The organism is Sulfurospirillum halorespirans DSM 13726 (genome assembly GCF_001723605.1).
Lineage (GTDB): Bacteria > Campylobacterota > Campylobacteria > Campylobacterales > Sulfurospirillaceae > Sulfurospirillum > Sulfurospirillum halorespirans.
Genome location: NZ_CP017111.1, coordinates 2022464 through 2040139 on the forward strand (window position 1 = coordinate 2022464; position 17676 = coordinate 2040139).

18 protein-coding genes are annotated in these 17676 nt (G+C 42.5%); 2 read left to right on the top strand and 16 right to left on the bottom strand.

The features are described 5' to 3' along the window. The first annotated feature begins 4 nt into the window (after positions 1-4). Positions 5-1237: an apolipoprotein N-acyltransferase gene (locus SHALO_RS10065; protein WP_069478417.1), complete on the top strand. Its 1233-nt coding sequence runs from the start codon at positions 5-7 to the stop codon at positions 1235-1237. Positions 1238-1277: 40 nt separating this feature from the next. Here SHALO_RS10065 and metK read toward each other — a convergent pair whose 3' ends face one another. The 11 genes from metK to SHALO_RS10120 all read right to left on the bottom strand — a co-directional run bounded on the left by metK (position 1278) and on the right by SHALO_RS10120 (position 11985). After that, positions 1278-2492, bottom strand: coding sequence for a methionine adenosyltransferase (gene metK / locus SHALO_RS10070; RefSeq protein ID WP_069478418.1), 1215 nt, complete (start codon positions 2490-2492; stop codon positions 1278-1280). A 307-nt stretch (positions 2493-2799) separates the two neighbouring features. Continuing rightward, the gene (locus SHALO_RS10075; protein WP_084010869.1) at positions 2800-3696 is read right to left on the bottom strand and encodes an AEC family transporter; all 897 of its coding nucleotides are present in this window, start codon (positions 3694-3696) and stop codon (positions 2800-2802) included. Between the two features lie 37 nt (positions 3697-3733). Then, on the bottom strand, positions 3734-4414 hold the full coding sequence (aat, locus tag SHALO_RS10080) for a leucyl/phenylalanyl-tRNA--protein transferase (protein ID WP_069478420.1): 681 nt from the start codon (positions 4412-4414) through the stop codon (positions 3734-3736). Continuing rightward, positions 4404-6602: an ATP-dependent Clp protease ATP-binding subunit ClpA gene (clpA, locus tag SHALO_RS10085; protein WP_069478421.1), complete on the bottom strand. Its 2199-nt coding sequence runs from the start codon at positions 6600-6602 to the stop codon at positions 4404-4406. The genes aat and clpA overlap by 11 nt, the downstream gene beginning before the upstream one ends. A gap of 53 nt (positions 6603-6655) precedes the next feature. Beyond that, a complete protein-coding gene (locus SHALO_RS10090) occupies positions 6656-6964 on the bottom strand; it encodes an ATP-dependent Clp protease adaptor ClpS (RefSeq protein ID WP_025345369.1) in 309 nt (102 codons plus the stop codon). A gap of 11 nt (positions 6965-6975) precedes the next feature. Beyond that, positions 6976-7575, bottom strand: coding sequence for a thioredoxin domain-containing protein (locus tag SHALO_RS10095; protein WP_069478422.1), 600 nt, complete (start codon positions 7573-7575; stop codon positions 6976-6978). A gap of 57 nt (positions 7576-7632) precedes the next feature. Beyond that, positions 7633-8097, bottom strand: coding sequence for an SsrA-binding protein SmpB (smpB, locus tag SHALO_RS10100; RefSeq protein ID WP_025345371.1), 465 nt, complete (start codon positions 8095-8097; stop codon positions 7633-7635). Beyond that, the gene (locus SHALO_RS10105) at positions 8090-8881 is read right to left on the bottom strand and encodes a 4-(cytidine 5'-diphospho)-2-C-methyl-D-erythritol kinase (protein WP_025345372.1); all 792 of its coding nucleotides are present in this window, start codon (positions 8879-8881) and stop codon (positions 8090-8092) included. Before SHALO_RS10105 ends, smpB begins: the two co-directional genes overlap by 8 nt. Continuing rightward, entirely contained in the window at positions 8881-9108 is a 228-nt protein-coding gene (csrA, locus tag SHALO_RS10110) for a carbon storage regulator CsrA (protein WP_025345373.1), read from the bottom strand. Before csrA ends, SHALO_RS10105 begins: the two co-directional genes overlap by 1 nt. A 1-nt stretch (position 9109) precedes the next feature. Beyond that, positions 9110-9898 carry a tRNA pseudouridine(55) synthase TruB gene (gene truB, locus SHALO_RS10115; protein ID WP_069479403.1) on the bottom strand — a complete coding sequence of 263 codons (789 nt, stop codon included), beginning with the start codon at positions 9896-9898 and terminating at the stop codon, positions 9110-9112. Positions 9899-9939: 41 nt separating this feature from the next. Continuing rightward, positions 9940-11985 (bottom strand): ATP-dependent helicase, encoded by a 2046-nt coding sequence (locus tag SHALO_RS10120; RefSeq protein WP_069478423.1) that lies wholly within the window; start codon positions 11983-11985, stop codon positions 9940-9942. 203 nt (positions 11986-12188) lie between these two features. Here SHALO_RS10120 and SHALO_RS10125 point away from each other — a divergent pair, with 203 nt between their 5' ends. Beyond that, on the top strand, positions 12189-13094 hold the full coding sequence (locus SHALO_RS10125) for a LysR family transcriptional regulator (protein WP_025345376.1): 906 nt from the start codon (positions 12189-12191) through the stop codon (positions 13092-13094). Between the two features lie 3 nt (positions 13095-13097). Here the strand turns inward: SHALO_RS10125 and SHALO_RS10130 are convergent, their stop codons facing one another. Genes SHALO_RS10130 through SHALO_RS10150 form a run of 5 tightly spaced genes read right to left on the bottom strand, consistent with a single transcriptional unit; the run spans position 13098 to position 17648 of the window. Next, entirely contained in the window at positions 13098-13550 is a 453-nt protein-coding gene (locus tag SHALO_RS10130; protein WP_069478424.1) for a hypothetical protein, read from the bottom strand. Beyond that, positions 13543-15267 (bottom strand): M3 family oligoendopeptidase, encoded by a 1725-nt coding sequence (locus SHALO_RS10135; protein WP_174543318.1) that lies wholly within the window; start codon positions 15265-15267, stop codon positions 13543-13545. Before SHALO_RS10135 ends, SHALO_RS10130 begins: the two co-directional genes overlap by 8 nt. Then, on the bottom strand, positions 15268-15861 hold the full coding sequence (locus SHALO_RS10140; RefSeq protein WP_069478426.1) for an aminotransferase class IV: 594 nt from the start codon (positions 15859-15861) through the stop codon (positions 15268-15270). Further along, a complete protein-coding gene (locus SHALO_RS10145; RefSeq protein WP_202968802.1) occupies positions 15824-16786 on the bottom strand; it encodes an aminodeoxychorismate synthase component I in 963 nt (320 codons plus the stop codon). The genes SHALO_RS10140 and SHALO_RS10145 overlap by 38 nt, the downstream gene beginning before the upstream one ends. After that, the gene (locus tag SHALO_RS10150) at positions 16776-17648 is read right to left on the bottom strand and encodes an aspartate carbamoyltransferase catalytic subunit (RefSeq protein WP_069478427.1); all 873 of its coding nucleotides are present in this window, start codon (positions 17646-17648) and stop codon (positions 16776-16778) included. The genes SHALO_RS10145 and SHALO_RS10150 overlap by 11 nt, the downstream gene beginning before the upstream one ends. Positions 17649-17676: the final 28 nt, after the last annotated feature.

The following is a 17676-nucleotide window of genomic DNA, read 5'->3' on the forward strand; positions in this document are numbered from 1 at the left end:
CTTTATGAAAAAAAATTTAGAGATATATTTTACCCGCATTTACATAATAAAAGCCTTTGTTATAGCACTCTTGCTTTCTGCCTTTATCTACCTCGAATATTTTGAACTAACATTGCTCATACTTAACTCCCTCCTAGCCTTTGCGGGATTTTACCTCCTCTTGGGCGAAAATCGCGTGGTATGGTTTTGGAGTGGTCTGTTTATGGGGCTTTTATGGTTTTACTGGATTAGTTTTAGTTTTGTCTATTACGATTTGAGCTTTCTCATCCCATTCATCATTTTCGGTGTGGCTTTCGTTTATGGCATTCTTTTTTGGCTGATTGGACGCATTGGAAGCACTATGTATCTCCAAGCGCCATTGCTATTTGGAGTGAGCTTTGTCGATCCTTTTGGTTTTAATTGGCTAAAGCTTGAAGTGATCTTCATTGATACCTATTTTTCAACCACACACCTTGCCTTTGGACTCTTTTTAAGCGGAATTACCCTTTTAAAAGCTCTTCCAAAATGGTTTAAAGCAGCAGCGCTGATTCCGCTTCTAGGAGCTCTTTACCAGACAACTCCCACGGTGACGCTTCCGAAAATGGACATTGCTATCCCTTCAATGAACATTCCTCAATCCCAACGTTGGGATGAGAAGTACCAACAAGAGGCGATTGATCTGAATTTTTCGTTGATTGAACACGCCATTGCGCAAAATAAAGAGCTGATTATTTTCCCAGAGAGTGCTTTTCCACTTTACCTAAACCGAGCACCTCGTTTGATTGAAGCGCTCAAAGTGTATTCTCAAAAGATTACCATTGTTACAGGATCGTTAACGTATGAAGAGGATCAAGGATTTTTTAACTCGTCGTATCTTTTTCAAAAGGGAGAGATGCAGATTGCCCATAAAATTATTCTGGTTCCGTTTGGTGAAGAGATACCTTTCCCCAGTTTTATGGTTGAGCTCATCAATAAACTCTTTTTTGATGGAGCCAAAGATTATCAAAAAGCAAAAGAGCCACAAGATTTTGTGATCAACGGGATCTCGTTTCGAAGTGCCATTTGCTATGAAGGAACCAATCCTAAACTTTTTGAAGGCAATCCCAAACAGATGATTGTTATCAGCAATAATGCGTGGTTTAGCCCATCCATTGAGCAAACGCTGCAATATCTACTTTTGCGGCTGTATGCGAAAAAATATCAAACGGTGATTTATCACAGTGCCAACAGCGGAAAAAGCGGAGTCATTCTGCCTTAAAGGCACTCTTTTGAGTGCCTTTAAACGCTTTACATGTAAACTATTTTTTGAGTGCTTTAAAGAGCTCTAAACTGTCCAATTTTTCCCACGGATAATCACTCTGTCCCACCTGTCCACGCGCTGCAACATCAGCATACAAGAAGGTTTCGCCACTTGGCTTATCCAACCCAAATTTTGCAGTAATCCAACGCGGTGTTAAACTAAAGGTTTCAAGCACAAATGTAGAAAGATCATCATCTCCGATACTGGTATACGTTCCTGACGTATCAACAGCGATAGAGACAGGTTTGGCAACGCCAATAGCGTAAGAGAGCTGAACGGAGCATTTTTTAGCCAAACCTGCGGCTACAATGTGTTTTGCAATCCAACGTGCTGCATAAAGTCCACTACGATCGACTTTGGTGTAATCTTTACTCGATTGTGCACCGCCACCAATGGGAGAGTAGCCACCAAAACTATCCACAATCAATTTACGACCCGTGAGTCCAGAATCATGTAATGAACTGTGGTTGACATAACGACCCGTTGGGTTGATGTGAATAATGGTGTTATTAGGATCATAAAGCTCTGTTGGAAGCCCTGTATCGTCAATCAATCCTTTGATGAGAGAACGAACCTCTTCAATGGAGAGATGCTCATTGGAAGGGGCAGAGACAACAATGGTATGAATTTTTTGAGGTTTGCACTCTTCAAAATTTTGTTTCGTACCGTAATCCACCGTCACTTGCGTTTTAATGTCAACGCCTAGTTTATGGTTGTGGGTTAGGGCATAGCTGTAGACTTTATCGCACAGCATTCTGGCATACGTAATTGCCGAAGGCATAAAATCAGCGGTCTCAGAAGAGGCAAAACCAAACATAATACCTTGATCGCCTGCGCCAATTTCGCCGCTCTCTTGGTCAACACCTTGGTTGATGTCGCTGCTTTGTTGATTCAGAAGCACTTGCACTTTCACATCATCGGGGTGAAGACACTGCTCTTTGGTAAAGGCAGATTTTCCATCGTACCCAATTTTTGCCAGTGCATCTTTCACGATTGTTTCATAATCTGTGAAAGAGAGAATACTTTTCGTATTAACCTCGCCACCAATGATGACATGCTTTCCAGCCACAAAAACCTCACTCGCAACGCGTGAATTTTTATCCGCGATCAGGAGTCTGTCAACAATGCTATCGGCAATGATGTCAGCACATTTGTCAGGATGCCCTGGGCTTACCACTTCAGAGGTAAAAAGGTAGTGTTTTGTGTGTTCCATTTTTGTTTTCCATTTCTTTGTTTTCCCATTTTCAGACACGTTTTTTAAAAAATTATTCGTTTTTTAAAACCCCTTCGGGTGTAAAAATGCTTGTTTTTTAAAAACTTTTATGCTTTCGAGCAAAGCATCTCAAGCATAAAGTCTGAAAACTTGTTTTCCATCCTTTTGTTTTCCATTTACGGTTTCAAGAAGAGACGAAACATAAAGTAAAATTAAAAGTTTGAACCAAGGCTCCCTTGAGCCCACCGCTTGCTAAGAAGAGTATAATACTCTCTTTATTCTAAAAATTTCTTTGTTCATTATGGTACTATGAAATGATAAGATTCCACACACCCATACTGATAAAAGAGAAGAGAATGCCTAAAGCTAGGGCATTAATCAACAATTCTCGGTTCAGCCCTCCCCTGATGCCAAAAACCACGGCAAGTGTCATCGGAGGCATCGCCGTTTCCAAAAAAGTAACCTTGACCCATTCGGCTTTTAAATCGGCAAAAACGTAAAATCCTATGAGCATCAAAGATGGTGCAATGACCATTTTAAGGCTGAGTGCGACCATGTTTTCTTTAAAGTAAAGCGAGAGCGTTCGAAACTCTAACTTCATGCCTACAATGGCTGTAACCAAGGGAATCAATGTCGCTTGAAACTTATCCAGTATGGTTTCAATCAGCGGCGGAAATTCCGTGCCTTGAAATCCAATGGCAACAAAAATGGCAAGCAGTGGCGGAGAAAAAGCCACCTGTTTGGCAACATCGCGCACCCGCTGTTCTCTCCCGCCACCCCATGCAATAAGAGGAATTCCAAACGCCATCAGGGCAATAAACGTCCCCATTTGATCGTACACGAGCGCGTAACTGACCGCATGCAACGAGTAAAATGACTCGATGTAGGAAAAGCCAACAAAGCCTGTATTGCCAAAACCAACAATAACCATCATCGTGACAAGATTTTTTCGGTCCAGTTTCATCAAACGCCCAGCACAATAGCCCAGAGCCAAAGAGAGCGCCATCGTAATGTACGCAATGAGAATAATCAAAAAAACTTCATGGCTAAAGGTCATATGGCGTATTTTGGAAAGGGCAAGGGCAGGGAGGGAAAAGTAGATCACAAACTCGGTTAACGCCTCTGAAATATCGTGTTTGATTTTTTTAAACAGATACCCTAAGGCAACAAAAATAAAGACAGGAGCAACATTTTCAATCATCATAACTTCTTTTACATGTAAAGGCAAAAAGGTGCAAAAATTACCACGGTTTCGTCGTGCAATTTTCCAAAGCGTTTTCTAACATACCTAAAAATTTCTCGCGTGATAAGACACACGCACCTAAAGATTGGAGGTGATCGGTCGGTAACTGACAATCAATAAAATCGCCCCCTAATGCGTTCACTTTCTCGCAAAGTCCTACCAAAGCGGCTTTAGAAGCATCACTTTGGGTCGAAAACATCGACTCACCGCAAAACACACCTCCAAGATAGAGTCCATACAAACCGCCTACCAATTTTTCCTCACAAAAGGTCTCCACCGAATGCGCAAAACCCTTTACATGTAAAGCACAAAACGCCTCAATTAACGCTTCACTGATCCAGCTTTTTTGCCCTTTCGCGATCCTCGTTTCCAAACATTGGCGCATCACCTCTTCAAAGCAGGTGTCATAGCGTATCTCAAAATGTTTCATACGTTTGGCTAAACTTTTGGAGATTTTGATGTCGGAGGGAAGCAGAATCAGTCGAGGATTGGGCGACCACCAAAGAATCGGATCGCCCTCATTAAACCATGGGAAAATGCCTTGAACGTACGCGCGAAGGAGGCGTTCTGGTTTGAGATCGCCTCCCCATGCTAAAAGCCCCTCATCACTCGCAATCCTCGGATCGGGAAACGTATAATCACGTGCGTGCAACTGAGGGATGAGTATCTTAGTTTCCACCGCTGTAACTAAAGACCAATTTTTTAGACTTATAATCGATCTTGCACACACCACCATTTTTAAGCTTTCCAAAAAGAACCTCTTCAGAAAGAGGTGTTTTAATCTGCTCTTGAATCACACGACGCATGACGCGAGCACCCATCTCTTTGCTGTAACCCTCCGTTGCAAGGTATTTTTTAGCCGCCATTGTAGCTTCGATCACCACATTTTTATCTTTAAGCTGTTCGGTGAGTTCACCCAAAAGCTTCTCAACCACGTTGATCATCACCGTCTCAGAGAGCGGCGCAAAATGAATCACCTCATCCAAGCGGTTTCTAAACTCTGGTGAGAAAAACTCCTTAATCGCATGATCCGTTCGTGAACTCTCACTCTTCGTAAAGCCCATCGTTGGGGCTTCTTTCGTTCCAAGATTGGAGGTCATAATGATAATAACATTGCGAAAATCGATCTTGGTTCCATTGTTGTCGGTCAAGGTCGCACTGTCAAAAATCTGAAGCAAAATATTCAGCATATCGGGATGCGCTTTTTCGATCTCATCTAAGAGTAACACGGTATAAGGGTGTTTTTTGATCGCTTCGCTGAGCTGTCCACCCTCATCATACCCTACATATCCCGGAGGTGCGCCGATCAGACGACTCACCGTGTGCTTCTCCATATATTCACTCATATCGTAACGTTCAAAATGCACGCCCAGTTCATATGCAAGCTGTTTTGCCACTTCTGTTTTGCCCACACCTGTAGGACCTGCAAACAAGAAAGAGCCAATCGGTGAAGTTGGATGCCCAAGACCCGCACGGGAGCGTTTAATCGCTTTGGTAAGAGACTCAATCGCAGCATCTTGCCCAAAAATCTTAGCCTTAAGATGCGTTTCTAAGTGTTGCATCACGGCACCCTCGTCTTTGTTCACACTGCGCGTTGGGATATTGGCAATCTTAGCAAGTACGGCTTCGATGTCACTGAGCTCCACCACTTTTTTACGTTTTTTAGCCAAGTGAAACGAAGCGCCCACTTCATCGATCAGATCAATCGCAGAATCGGGTAAAAATTTATCACTGATGTATTTTTTGGCTAGTTCCACCGAAGCTCGAATCACCTCAGTTGGGTACTTCACACCATGGTGTTGCTCGTAACTGCCTTTAAGCCCTTTGAGGATCAAAAAGGCGTCTTCAAGGCTTGGTTCTAAAACATCAATCTTGGCAAAACGACGGCTGAGCGCTTTGTCTTTATCGAAGAAATTGCGAAACTCTCCATAGGTTGTAGCACCAATGCAGCGAATTTTTCCCGAAGCAAGGGCTGGTTTAAGCAGGTTGGAAAGATCCATTGAACCACCACTCGTGGCACCAGCTCCCACGATGGTATGAATCTCATCGATAAATAAAATAGCCCCTTTTTTGGCTTCGAGTTCGTTCAGAATCTCTTTAAGACGTTTCTCAAAATCGCCTCGGTATTTGGTTCCTGAGAGAAGTGCTCCCATATCGAGGGCATAAACGGGAGTCTCTTTTAAGATTTCAGGCACAGCCCCTTCGCTGATCTTTTCAGCCAACCCTTCAACAATGGCGGTTTTACCGACACCCGGTTCGCCCACAAGCAGAGGATTGTTCTTCTTTCTGCGACACAACACTTGCATGACGCGCTTCACTTCATCGGCTCTGCCAATGAGAGGATCGATCTGTTTTTGCTTCGCAAGCGCAATCAAATCGAGCGTGTATTTTGCCAACGCACTCTCTTTTTGCTCGCCCAAACTTAGCTCTTTATTTTGAGGTGCACTGAGCGCTGTCACCTCTTCAACGATCAAAAGTTTATCAACACCTTGTTGCAGTAAAAGCGAAACACAAAAGGCATTGCCCTCATCCATCAGTGCGATTAAAAGGTCATACACACTCGCTTCTGACTTTCCCGCACTCTTTACATGTAACATCATCGTCTCAATCACACGCGAAAGGGCTACCGTTTCCAAAGGCTCATAACTCTCTTCGGTAGGCACGACTTGAGGATTGGCGACAAAGTACTTCTCCATTGAGCGTTGCAAGAGGGTAATGCTGAGTCCGCAGTTAATGAGAAGCTCTGCCACATGTTCATTGCTTAAGAGCGCAAAAAAGAGATGATCGACGGTAATGTATTCGTAGCGATGTTTTCTTACAAATGCGATGGCATCGTTGAAAACGAAATTGAGTTCTTGGTTCACCATAATCTACTCCTTTTTACATTGTACACATTTACCTTGACGTAAGGTAGAAATTTTCACTCTGCTTCCATAATGGCACGAAGGGGAAATTGTTCCTCTTTTGCCATTTTACGTACATGCGCCACTTTAGTCTCAGCGATCTCATACACATACACTCCACAAAGCCCTTTGCCTTGCTCGTGAACATTAAACATGATTTCGTTTGCCTTTTCAAAACTATGATGGAAAATTTGCATCAGCACTTTAATGACAAACTCCATGCTACTATAATCGTCATTGAGTAGCAGAACTTTGTACATGCGTGGCTCTTTGAGCTCGATCGCATCCATTGTCTCGTTTTGAAAATCTCCATTAAAATGGTGCATTGACGCCGCCTCTATTGTGCTGTAATTTTATCGATGTCTTTTTGAATAATATCCAAATCCACTTTACCGATATAAAATTTATTCTCTGGATTCGTACCATAAACATCGGTCACGTTTTGATATTTCCCCGCTTTAAGTAGCACTTTAAACGGTACTTGAAGGGTTCCTTTGTACTGAATGTCTTGAACGATTGTCTCCACCAATTTTTTGTTCTTTGGTGAATTGGTGATGAAATAGTACGCATTGTACCTAGCCGCAAAATTCTCAACAACATACTCATCGCTGACCTCTTCAAAAAAGTTCAAACCAAGAAGCATGACATCATCGCTATTTTGAAGCTGAAAGTCCATCAAAGAGGGAGCCTCTTCTTGACACGGGACACAAAAAGTGCCAAAGATGTCGATAAGAACGACTTTAGCTTCATCATCTTCGATCACAAAACCACCATTTTTACGAAGCAAAGTCAACTTCGCACCTGAAACACTTTTAAGCTCTACTTTGTCACCATCTTTATAGGTCTCTTTCACCACAGGCGCACTCGAAGTTTCTGAGCCGCATCCGAGGAATAAAAGAGAAATTGTAATCATGATTAAACGGATAAACTTTTTCATAGTTCCCTCATATAACTTTTGCTTTATTCTACTTTATTTAGATAAATAATATGTAAACTACTCTTTGTAAGCGTAATTTTTGATCGCTGTTTTAGCTTCTCTTTGGGCATCTTTCTCTTTGAGGCTCTCCCGCTTATCGTGCTCATTCTTACCACGCGCTAAGGCAATCTCAACTTTTGCAAGATTTTTGCCATTGAAATAGATCGAAAGTGGCACGATGGTGAGTCCATCTTTGGCAACTTTCATATCCCATTTACGCAACTGCTTCATGTGTAAAAGCAATTTCCTTGGCGCTCTTTCATTGGGCGCATAGTTTAAATTCGCCGTTGAGAGATGCGAAATGTGCGCATTGAGCAAAAACGCTTCCCCTTTGATGATCTTCACAAACGAATCTTTCAGATTCACCCTACTTTGGCGAATCGCCTTCACTTCACTGCCTTGAAGCACAATACCCGCTTCAAGTCTCTCTAAAATTTCATAATCATGAAACGCTTTTTTATTGCGTGCAACAGGTTCACCCATTTTTCACATCTGCCTTGTTTGATAATCTAAAAAAACTGCTTCCACTCCCGCTAAAAAACCATCCCTCTTTCGCATAAACGCTCAGTTCGGGGTACGCTTTTAAGCATGCAGGGAAAAGATCGTTAAGCTCCTCTTTCTTAAAGTGAGCCAACAATTCAGAACTTTTCAGTGCAACCATATTCAAAGCAACGGCTTGATCCATGGATTGCAAGAAATATTCCCTATAGGTTTTATACACGAGCGCGGTATTGCACGCAAGGGGTGGTGTAAACACTTCAAGATTTAAAGCAGGCTCGTCATAGTGTTCAACGATTTCACCGATGCCGCTCACATTGGCACTCGTATACCCTGAGGCAAAAAAAGGAACGTCCGCACCCACTTCGCTTCCAAGACGCATCATCGCTTCAGTATCTAGCCCCAAACCCGCATGCTCATTGAGCATTTTTAAAAACGTTGCACTGTCGCTACTGCCGCCACCAAGACCCGAGCCTGTGGGGATATTTTTCTTTACATGTAAAGCAAAATGACGCATCACCTGCTCAACTTCTTTGGTAAATCCGTGCGATTGGAGCACCTTAAACGTACGATAAAGCGTATTGTGCTCCAGCGCGCAGTTAAAATCGCCTCGTAACTCAAACAGTTCACCGCTCTTTTTAGGAACAAAGGAGAGCGTATCGTACACAGAGGGAACGAGCATAAAGCGTGAGATCAATTCGTGGTAATGACCACGCTTGCCAACAATTTTGAGAAAGATATTGACCTTTGCATGTGCTTGATAATCCATTATTTCAGCTTCTCACTCAAAGATAAGAGGGCATCATGATTGCTATTTTTACTGGCTTCAATGTTCGTTTCTTTAATCGCCTGCTCCAACTCTTCACGAAGGATCAGCATGTTTTTTGGCGCATCAAACCCTAATTTGACCACCCCTTTGGAAATTTCAATAACCCGAACCGTAATATTTTCATTTAAAACAACACCCTCTCCGATTTTTCGTGTGAGTATTAACATGTTACGCCTTTAGCGATAGTGAATTTAGGAGATATTCTACTCCATTTGCGCTGATTTCCACAACGCTGAGCATATCTGCGATAATGATTTGGTAAATGCCCTCTTCATTTTTTTCAAAATTTTCACGCACCAACTTTCGACCCAGTAAAATATCCGAAGGATCGCTAAGGTAAGCATTCAGAGGCAAATCCAGATAGTCTAAAGGGTTGAGCTCTTTTTCATTGTCATAAACAAAATCACCTTCATTGAGACGCTCCAGTGCACTGAGTGCACCCGGAAACCCCAGTTTTTCAGCGATCAAAGCGCCCATGCTTCGCACATATCCGCCCTCTGAAATCGTCATTTCAAAGGTTAAAAAAGGGTGAATGTAGTGCACCAAATGGCAGTCATAAATGGTACTGGTGATCGCTTTGAGCTCAAATGCTTTATCCGCGCGCGCCAAATCATACGCACGCTGTCCATCAATCTTTTTAGCAGAATATTTTGGAGGCAGATAGGTTTTTTCACCCACCATGCTCTGCAATACAAACGCAACAGAATCAGGATGAAATGCCATCATCTGCTCCACATGTTCGACTTTTTCAATGTCCAATGTCGGACTTGTTGCTCCCAGCCAGAGGGTAGCTCTGTACGTTTTTGGCGCTTTTTTCAAAAAACGGAACAATTTTGTAAACTGTCCAAAAGCGATGATAAGAACGCCTTGCGCAAAAGGGTCAAGTGTGCCTGAGAATCCCGCTTTTTTGACATTATAACGTCTTTTAATACGACTTAAAAAATGGTTGGAAACCATACACGAGGGCTTATACGCAACAAAAAGGCGGTTATCCTCCACTAAATCTTCTCCACAAAGGAGGCTAAGATATCCCGTTTGGTACCGCTAAAATTGATCTGCAATTTAAACTCACGCCCTACTTTGCTCACTTCCGTTATACGTCCAATGCCAAAGATCTTGTGCTTGACCAGATCGCCTTTTTTAAACGAGGTGGTTTTTTCTAAAATCAAACTTCCCTCGCACACGCCTGCTTCTTTGAGAAAACGGCTTTTGGTAAGCTCCGTTCTTCGCCCTTTGTAAAAACGACTGCCTGAAAAACTGAGTGTCAGCTCTTTTTTAGCACGTGTAATCGCCACATACCCAAGACGACGTTCTTCTTCAATGTCACTGCCGTCCCCTATGAGAGGGAAAAAGCCCTCTTCCAAACCAATGACAAAGAGGTATTCAAACTCCAAACCTTTGCTCGCATGAATGCTCATAATGGAGATGTTTTCACTATCGATCTGATCTTGATCGCTCTGCAACGCAAGCTCATTTAAAAAATCATCCACGCCCATTTGAGGGTTTTGCTTCACATAATCGCGGAAAAGTCCGTAAAATTCATCGATGTTAGAGAGGCGATCCAACGAGTCAGGCTGATTGGTGTAGTAAGCTTTGATCGCAAAAGATTCTTCAATGGCATCGATCATATCGTACGTTGAATTTTCTTGAATGCTCTGCATGTGTGCGATGTTTTGCACAAACTCTTTCAGCGCCAAAGAGGCCTTTTTCGTCGCCTCTTTTTCAATCGCAGCTTCGTTACATGTAATGTACTCATAAATCGATTGATGGTTATCGTAGGCTGATTTGATGATGCGCTCAATCGTCACTTTTCCAAGCCCACGTTTGGGACGATTGATAATGCGTTTGATCGAAAAATCATCATGAGGATTGGCAATGACGCGCAGGTAACTGATGACATCTTTGACCTCAGCACGCTCGTAAAACTTCACACCACCGACCATATTGTAAGGAATTTTCTCTTTATTGAGCCCCTCTTCTAATGAACGGCTGAGCGCGTTGATACGGTATAAAACAGCGATTTCATGAGGGTTGACACCACTTTCAATGAGCTTTCGAATCCGCTTTGCAATCGTATGCGCTTCTTGATTTTCGTCGTGTGAATCGATCACATCAATCGCTTTGCCATCACCCTTCGTACTCTCAAGTACTTTGCCAATGCGTCCACGGTTATGCTCGATAAGATCGTTTGCTGCTTTAAGAATTTGGGTTGTGGATCGGTAATTTTTCTCTAACTTAACGATTTTAACATTGTCAAACGACTCGTGAAACTCTAAAATATTTTTGATATTCGCCCCACGCCAACCGTAAATGCTCTGATCATCATCACCCACAACACAGAGATTATTGTGCGTGAAACAGAGCTTGCGAAGCAGTTTGTATTGCAGTTCATTCGTATCTTGGTACTCATCAACCATAATGTACTGGTAGCGCTTGCTCACCTCTTCGCACAAAGCGTCATCGCCTTCTAAAATTTTATAGGGGAGGACTAAAAGGTCATCAAAATCAACCAAATTATTGGATTGTAAGTAGTCTTCATACTGCTCGTAAAGCTTGGCAATCACTTGGTAGCTCTTCTGCTCCGCCTTTTCCCATGCCACTTTTGGGTCGATTAGAGATGTTTTATAGCGTGAAATCTCACTGGCGATCATGCCCGTTGAAAGTTCAGTACTCGTGCTAAAACTTTTTAAGATGCGCTTTTTATCGTCCGTATCGATGACCACAAAGCTGTTTTTTCGCCCTATTTTTTCAATATGAAACTTTAAAAAAAGCAGACCAAATTTATGAAAGGTACACAAGAGTGGCGGATAGCTGTGCTCTTCGATCATCGCCATCGCACGTTCTCTCATCTCACTTGCGGCTTTGTTGGTAAAGGTGAGCGTTAAGGTGTTCGCAGGAGGAATTCCTAAAGAGAGCAGGTACGCCAAGCGTGACGTAATCGTCTTGGTTTTACCACTGCCTGCACCTGCTAAGATAAGGACAGGACCATCGACGCATTTGACTGCATCTTGTTGTGATTCGTTTAACATCGCTAAATCTTGCATGCGTTATCTACTTTTTGATGATATAAATTGTATTTATTATAGCGAAAAAAGTTTAAGCAAAACTCCGTACCTTTCTGACACACGCATATCTCATATAAATAGAGTCTTGATCAAAGAATATGAATAGAAAAATACATTGTTTTTGCTATTATTTTTTGTTATAATCAATGCAAGTTATAAAAGAAAATTATAAGGATTATTTCATGCTTAAAGATTTCTCCAAAGTAGAAACCTTTTTAACCGTTGTGCGCGAAAAGAGCTTCTCCAAAGCCTCTAAAAAACTGGGCATTAGCCAGCCTGCTGTCACACAACAGATCAAACTCTTAGAAGAATACCTCGATATTCAAATCGTCGATCGTAAAAAAAATGGTATTAAACTCACGACCGCAGGCGAAGAGCTTTACAAAGTAGCCCTCAAGCTTGAAAAACACCTCTTAGCAGCTGAGCGTGAAATGCTTCGCTTGGTCAATAAAGAGGTTATTTTTGTCCTTGGTGCCTCGCCTGTGATTGGCAATTACATCTTGCCTGATTTTCTCAATGACATCCAAGAGGCGATCAAAAACAATGTGATGCTTAAAGTGGAAGATGCGCTGGATATTACGGAAAAACTGATCGATCGAAAAGTCGATTTGGCGTTGATTGAAGCGCCTATTTTTCAAGAAGGGATTATTTACCGCGAATGGTTGGAAGATGAACTCGTCATCACCTCTCGATCCCCTCTGCCAAAGCTCGTTAAAAAAGAGGATCTGCTCTCGTACAACTGGATTTGCCGTGAAGAAGAGTCCAATACGCGCAAAATCATTCATGAAACGTTTGAAAAGATGGATATTGATTGTAAAAGTTTTAAAGTCAAAAGCATTGTCACAAGCTCAACCGCAGTCAAACACACCCTGATGAAAGCGAATATTGAAGAGACCCCAACTGTTTCGATTCTCTCAAAACATATTGTGGCGGATGAAGTGGAACAAGGTCTTTTATTTACAACAAAAATGAAAGGGCTGAAGCTTACACGCATGCTCTATCTTTGCTACATCAAAGACCGCAAACATGATGCACTCATTGACAGTGTCATCAACTACATTATGAACAAACACGATATTAAAGCCTAAAGACTACTTTTTAATTAAGTTGTGATTATTGGGATTGGACATAAGCGCTTCCATGGAGCGCTTAATTCCCGTCTCTTTAGGCACTAGAACTGCTGCTTTTGGCGGTGTGCTTAAGTTAATAAACACAGGAATCTCTTCAATAATAATCTGCAAAATTGCCTCAATCGGCAAAGAGACCAACGAGCCAAAATTATCACTTCCAAAACCTGCTTCAAAACTGATTCTGCCGTTGTAAATTTGGGTACTCTCAAACGTGTATCCTGCTAAAAAGAACATCGTTATGGGTTTAAAATTTTGACTAATTTGAGAAGGGAGTGCTGGATCAAATGTCACATCAGCGATGTTAGTCAAAATCGAAAAATTAACACCCCGTTTAAGAAGCATCTCCAACACCTCTTTGGCGTGTTTTTTCATCAAGCCGTGAAACTCTTCACTTCCTAGTAAGCCTTCAAGCATCGCACATTCCTTTAAATTCTGCCAAGATAGATTCGATCTCGCCAATTCCCAGTTGCCAAAAACCCTCATCTTCAATATCAAACCCAAACTTTTTAATCAGCTCTTTAGGACTTTGACTTCCCCCAGCACTTAAAAAAGCGGTGTAGTTTTGCACAAAAAGAGCTTTATCGCTTTTTTTGTAAAGTCCGTACAGCGCTAAGACAAGTAACTGCCCGTAACTATAGGCGTAGCAGTAAAAAGGTGAGTGGATAAAATGGGGAATATAACTCCACCACAGCGCATAATCTTTGCTAAGCGTAATGCTTTTGCCAAACATCTTTTGGCTCTCTTGCATCCAGTATTGATTGAAGGTTTCAAGATCCAGCTCGCCCTCGTGCGCGTGTACTTTACGCTCAAAGGTGGTAAAGTTGATCTGACGGTAAAGTGTTGAGAAAATATCTTCGATTTTACTCGCGTACAAAGAGCGTTTTTCGCTCGCACTTAAATTATCTTTGATCGCATCAAAAATAAGCATCTCCGCAAACACCGAAGCGGTTTCGGAGGTCGTCAAAGGCGTGTCACTTCCAAGGTAGCCAACACCGCGTGAAAGGTATTGATGAATCGCGTGCCCTAACTCATGCGCCAAGGTAAAAAGATCGCGTCTGGTGTCCGTGTGATTGAGAAGCACGTAGGGATGGGTCGAAGGCGTTGCTGGATGCGAAAAAGCGCCCCCTCGTTTTTTATCTTTAGGAAATACGTCGATCCACCCTTTTTCGAACGCCATTGAGGCAATTTCATGAAATTTTGGATTGAATTTCGCAAAAGCATCAAGAACGATCGCTTTGGATGTTTCAAAATCAAACGAAGCACTTGACGCTTCAAGTGGTGCGTAACGATCGTACTCATAGAGCTCATCAAGCCCCAAAAGTTTTGCTTTTTGCACGTAATACTCTTGCACCAAGGAAAAACTGCTCTCTGCACTTTTAATCAGAGCATCGACACTTTTTTGGGTGATTTTATTGTCCATATGGCGTGGTTGTTCAGCATTTTTGTAGCCGCGAAGTTCGCAATCACTCGCAAGATCGGTTTTAATCATGTTGAAAATATACGCAAGAAGCGGTTGATGCGGTTTGAGTCCTTTGGTAAACGCACTCGCTGCTTTTTGTCTCACCTCACGGTCACTGTCTTGAAGTTTGCTCAAAATCTCCTCTTCCGAGAGTTTTTGCCCTTCATACGAAAATTTGAGGCGACTGAAATGCTCATCAAAAAGGCGGCTAAACGCCGAAGCGGACGTCATATCTTTTTTAAGTAAAATGCGTTCCTCTTTTTGACTGAGTTGATACGGTTTTTCTTCAACCAATGATTCTAAATAGTAGGTGTACATCGGAGCAGAAGCGATCAACTCTTCTTGTTTTGGTTTGGAAAGTTTGTTAAATTCAAGTTCAAAAAAGAGAAGGTTTTCAGCGATGTTGGAGTGAGCTTGTTGGTATTTGGCGTAAAAACCACCATTGTCACTATTCGTTGCAAATTTCAAAAAAGCATAGGTCATAATGCGCCCAAGCTTCTCGTTGATCGATTCGTACTCACGAATGGACTCTAAAAATTCGTTGACATGTAACTCTTTGAGCTTGCCTTTGCAGACCGACTCCAAGCTTTTCGCACGCGATGCCGCATCTTTTAAATCCGCTTCTAACAACGTTTCGTTTTCATACAGTGCTGATAAATCCCAATTCAAAATTCAATCCTTAATAGATACTTTTTTAATTATTTTAAACCCTATAAGTGCATTCATTATAGCAAATTTCTCTGCTTTTTGGAGGCTTTTGATGTCTAAAACTTCAGCCTTCAATTCGCCACACGAGAGCAGTCGTGCGCGCGTGGTTCCCACCAAAAGGGGATGAAGGGGCGTTTTCCACTCGCCATCGATGAAAAGCGCGATATTGGCAATGCTGGTATCTTTGAGCTCACCGTTACATGTAAACAAAATATCATCAACATCATCGCGTAGATGGGCATTCAATGCTTCTCGGTTGCAATACTTATACGCGTAGTCTATGTCCGCTTCTACGCGTGCAAAAGTTTGGAAGTCACGCGGTGTGTAAGGCAGATACTCAATCTTATAAATCGTTTGGGCATATTCGACACGCACTTTACATGTAAACGCTTTAGGCGGATTTAAATGCTTTAAAAGTGCGATTTTCTGCGTTGATCCATAGAGTTCTTGGCGCGTTTTATCAAAGCGTGCTTGATGAAACGAAAGGTGCTCAATTTCACCATTGACCGCTTTAAGCGTCTCAAAACACGGGGATATAGACTTTATCACACAGCTCATCGTACTCCTTTTGAGCATCGCTTAAAAGCGTGATGCCTCCACCGCTTTTAAAGACACAACCCTCTTCTGTTTTTTCCAAAAAGCGAATCATCACGGCACTGTCCAAACTTTCGCCATCATACACCCCAAAAACACCTGTAAAGTAACCTCGATCGTACCCTTCAAGACGCTCAATAATCTCCACACTGCTTCGCTTTGGCGTGCCACTAATAGAGCCTGCTGGAAGCAGTTTGGCTATGATGGTTCCCACATTTTCATGCCAATTCTCATCCAATTTTCCCGTGATTTTGGAGCTTACATGTAAAAGCTCTTTGGTGCCTGCTTGAATCATTTCGACATAGCGAAACCGCTCCACACGTACTTCACGCGAAACCATCGAGAGGTCATTGCGCAAAAGATCTACGACCATCACATGCTCCGCTTTTTCTTTCTCATCGCTCAAAATCATTTCTTCCGCATTAGGAATGCTCGCATCAATGGTGCCTTTCATCGGATAGGTGCTGATCTGATTATCTTCGAGCTTCACAAAACGCTCAGGCGAAAAGCAGACAAAGTGCTCGTGATAGCACAGTTTAAACGGAGCATTTGCGGTGTAAAAAAGAGTTTCAAGGGAGCCTGAAAACTCAACTTTGGTAGGTGCTGTAAGATTGAGCAGATAGGTGTTACCCGCTTTGATTGCTTCGATAACCGCATCACATTGAGCGAAATAGTGCTCTTTGGAAGGAGGCGTTTTAATCCACGAAACATCGTTACATGTAAACAAATTGCACGCGTTACTTTGGCTTTCTAACTGGTACAAAATGCCGCTTGGAACGGCATCGAGGGCAAAGACCTCAAACTGTTTTGCCGCATAATCAATCACAAAGAAAAAAGGCGTTCGCGCTTTGCCAAACGCATTGAGTTTTGAGGCAAACTCAATGTTCAATCAGCTTCTCCAAAACCGCCATTCGCACCGCCACACCGTTTTTAACTTGCTCTAAAATTTTGGAGCGTGGATCTTTCATCATAAAATCATCCACATCGACATTGCGATGCACTGGGCCTGGATGAAGGATGATAATGTCACGCTCTCCCATCAGTTTAGAGGTAATGCAAAAATCGGTTCCATAATCTTTCAAAGAGGCGTAAATCTGATTAGCATGACGCTCGGTTTGCGCACGCAAACTCATAATCACATCAACCTCATCGATCACCTCTTCGATACTATGATGCACACGAAGATCGGTTTGTGGCAAGAAATGCGGAGGTCCAACAAGAATGACTTCAACACCCACACGCCCTAAAAGTTCGATATTGCTGTTGGCAACGCGCGAGTTTTTAATGTCTCCCACAATCGCCACTTTTTTACCTTTAATATCGCCAAAATGACGCTTCATCGTAAAAAGGTCTAACAGCGCTTGGGTGGGGTGCGCATGGCTTCCATCACCGCCATTGACGATAGGACAGTTGACATAATTGGCTAAGATGTGAGGTACGCCAGAACTTTTATGGCGCACGACAATCGCGTCAGGTCCCATCGCATCAAGGTTAGCTGCGGTATCAAACAGCGTTTCGCCTTTACTCGAAGAGCTGCGTGAGACATCAAGACTGACAACCATTGCACCAAGGCGTTTGGCTGCGATTTCAAAACTGCTTCGTGTCCTCGTTGAGTTCTCAAAAAAGATGGTGATGACCGTTTTGTTTTTCAAAATTTCGCGTGGTTTTTCATCCAAAAACTCGGTTGCTCGCTCAAACAACTGCTCTATCTCTTCCAACGAAAAATCCCGTGTATTTATCAAATGGTTCACGCACCGCTCCTTGATGATTTTGCGAAAA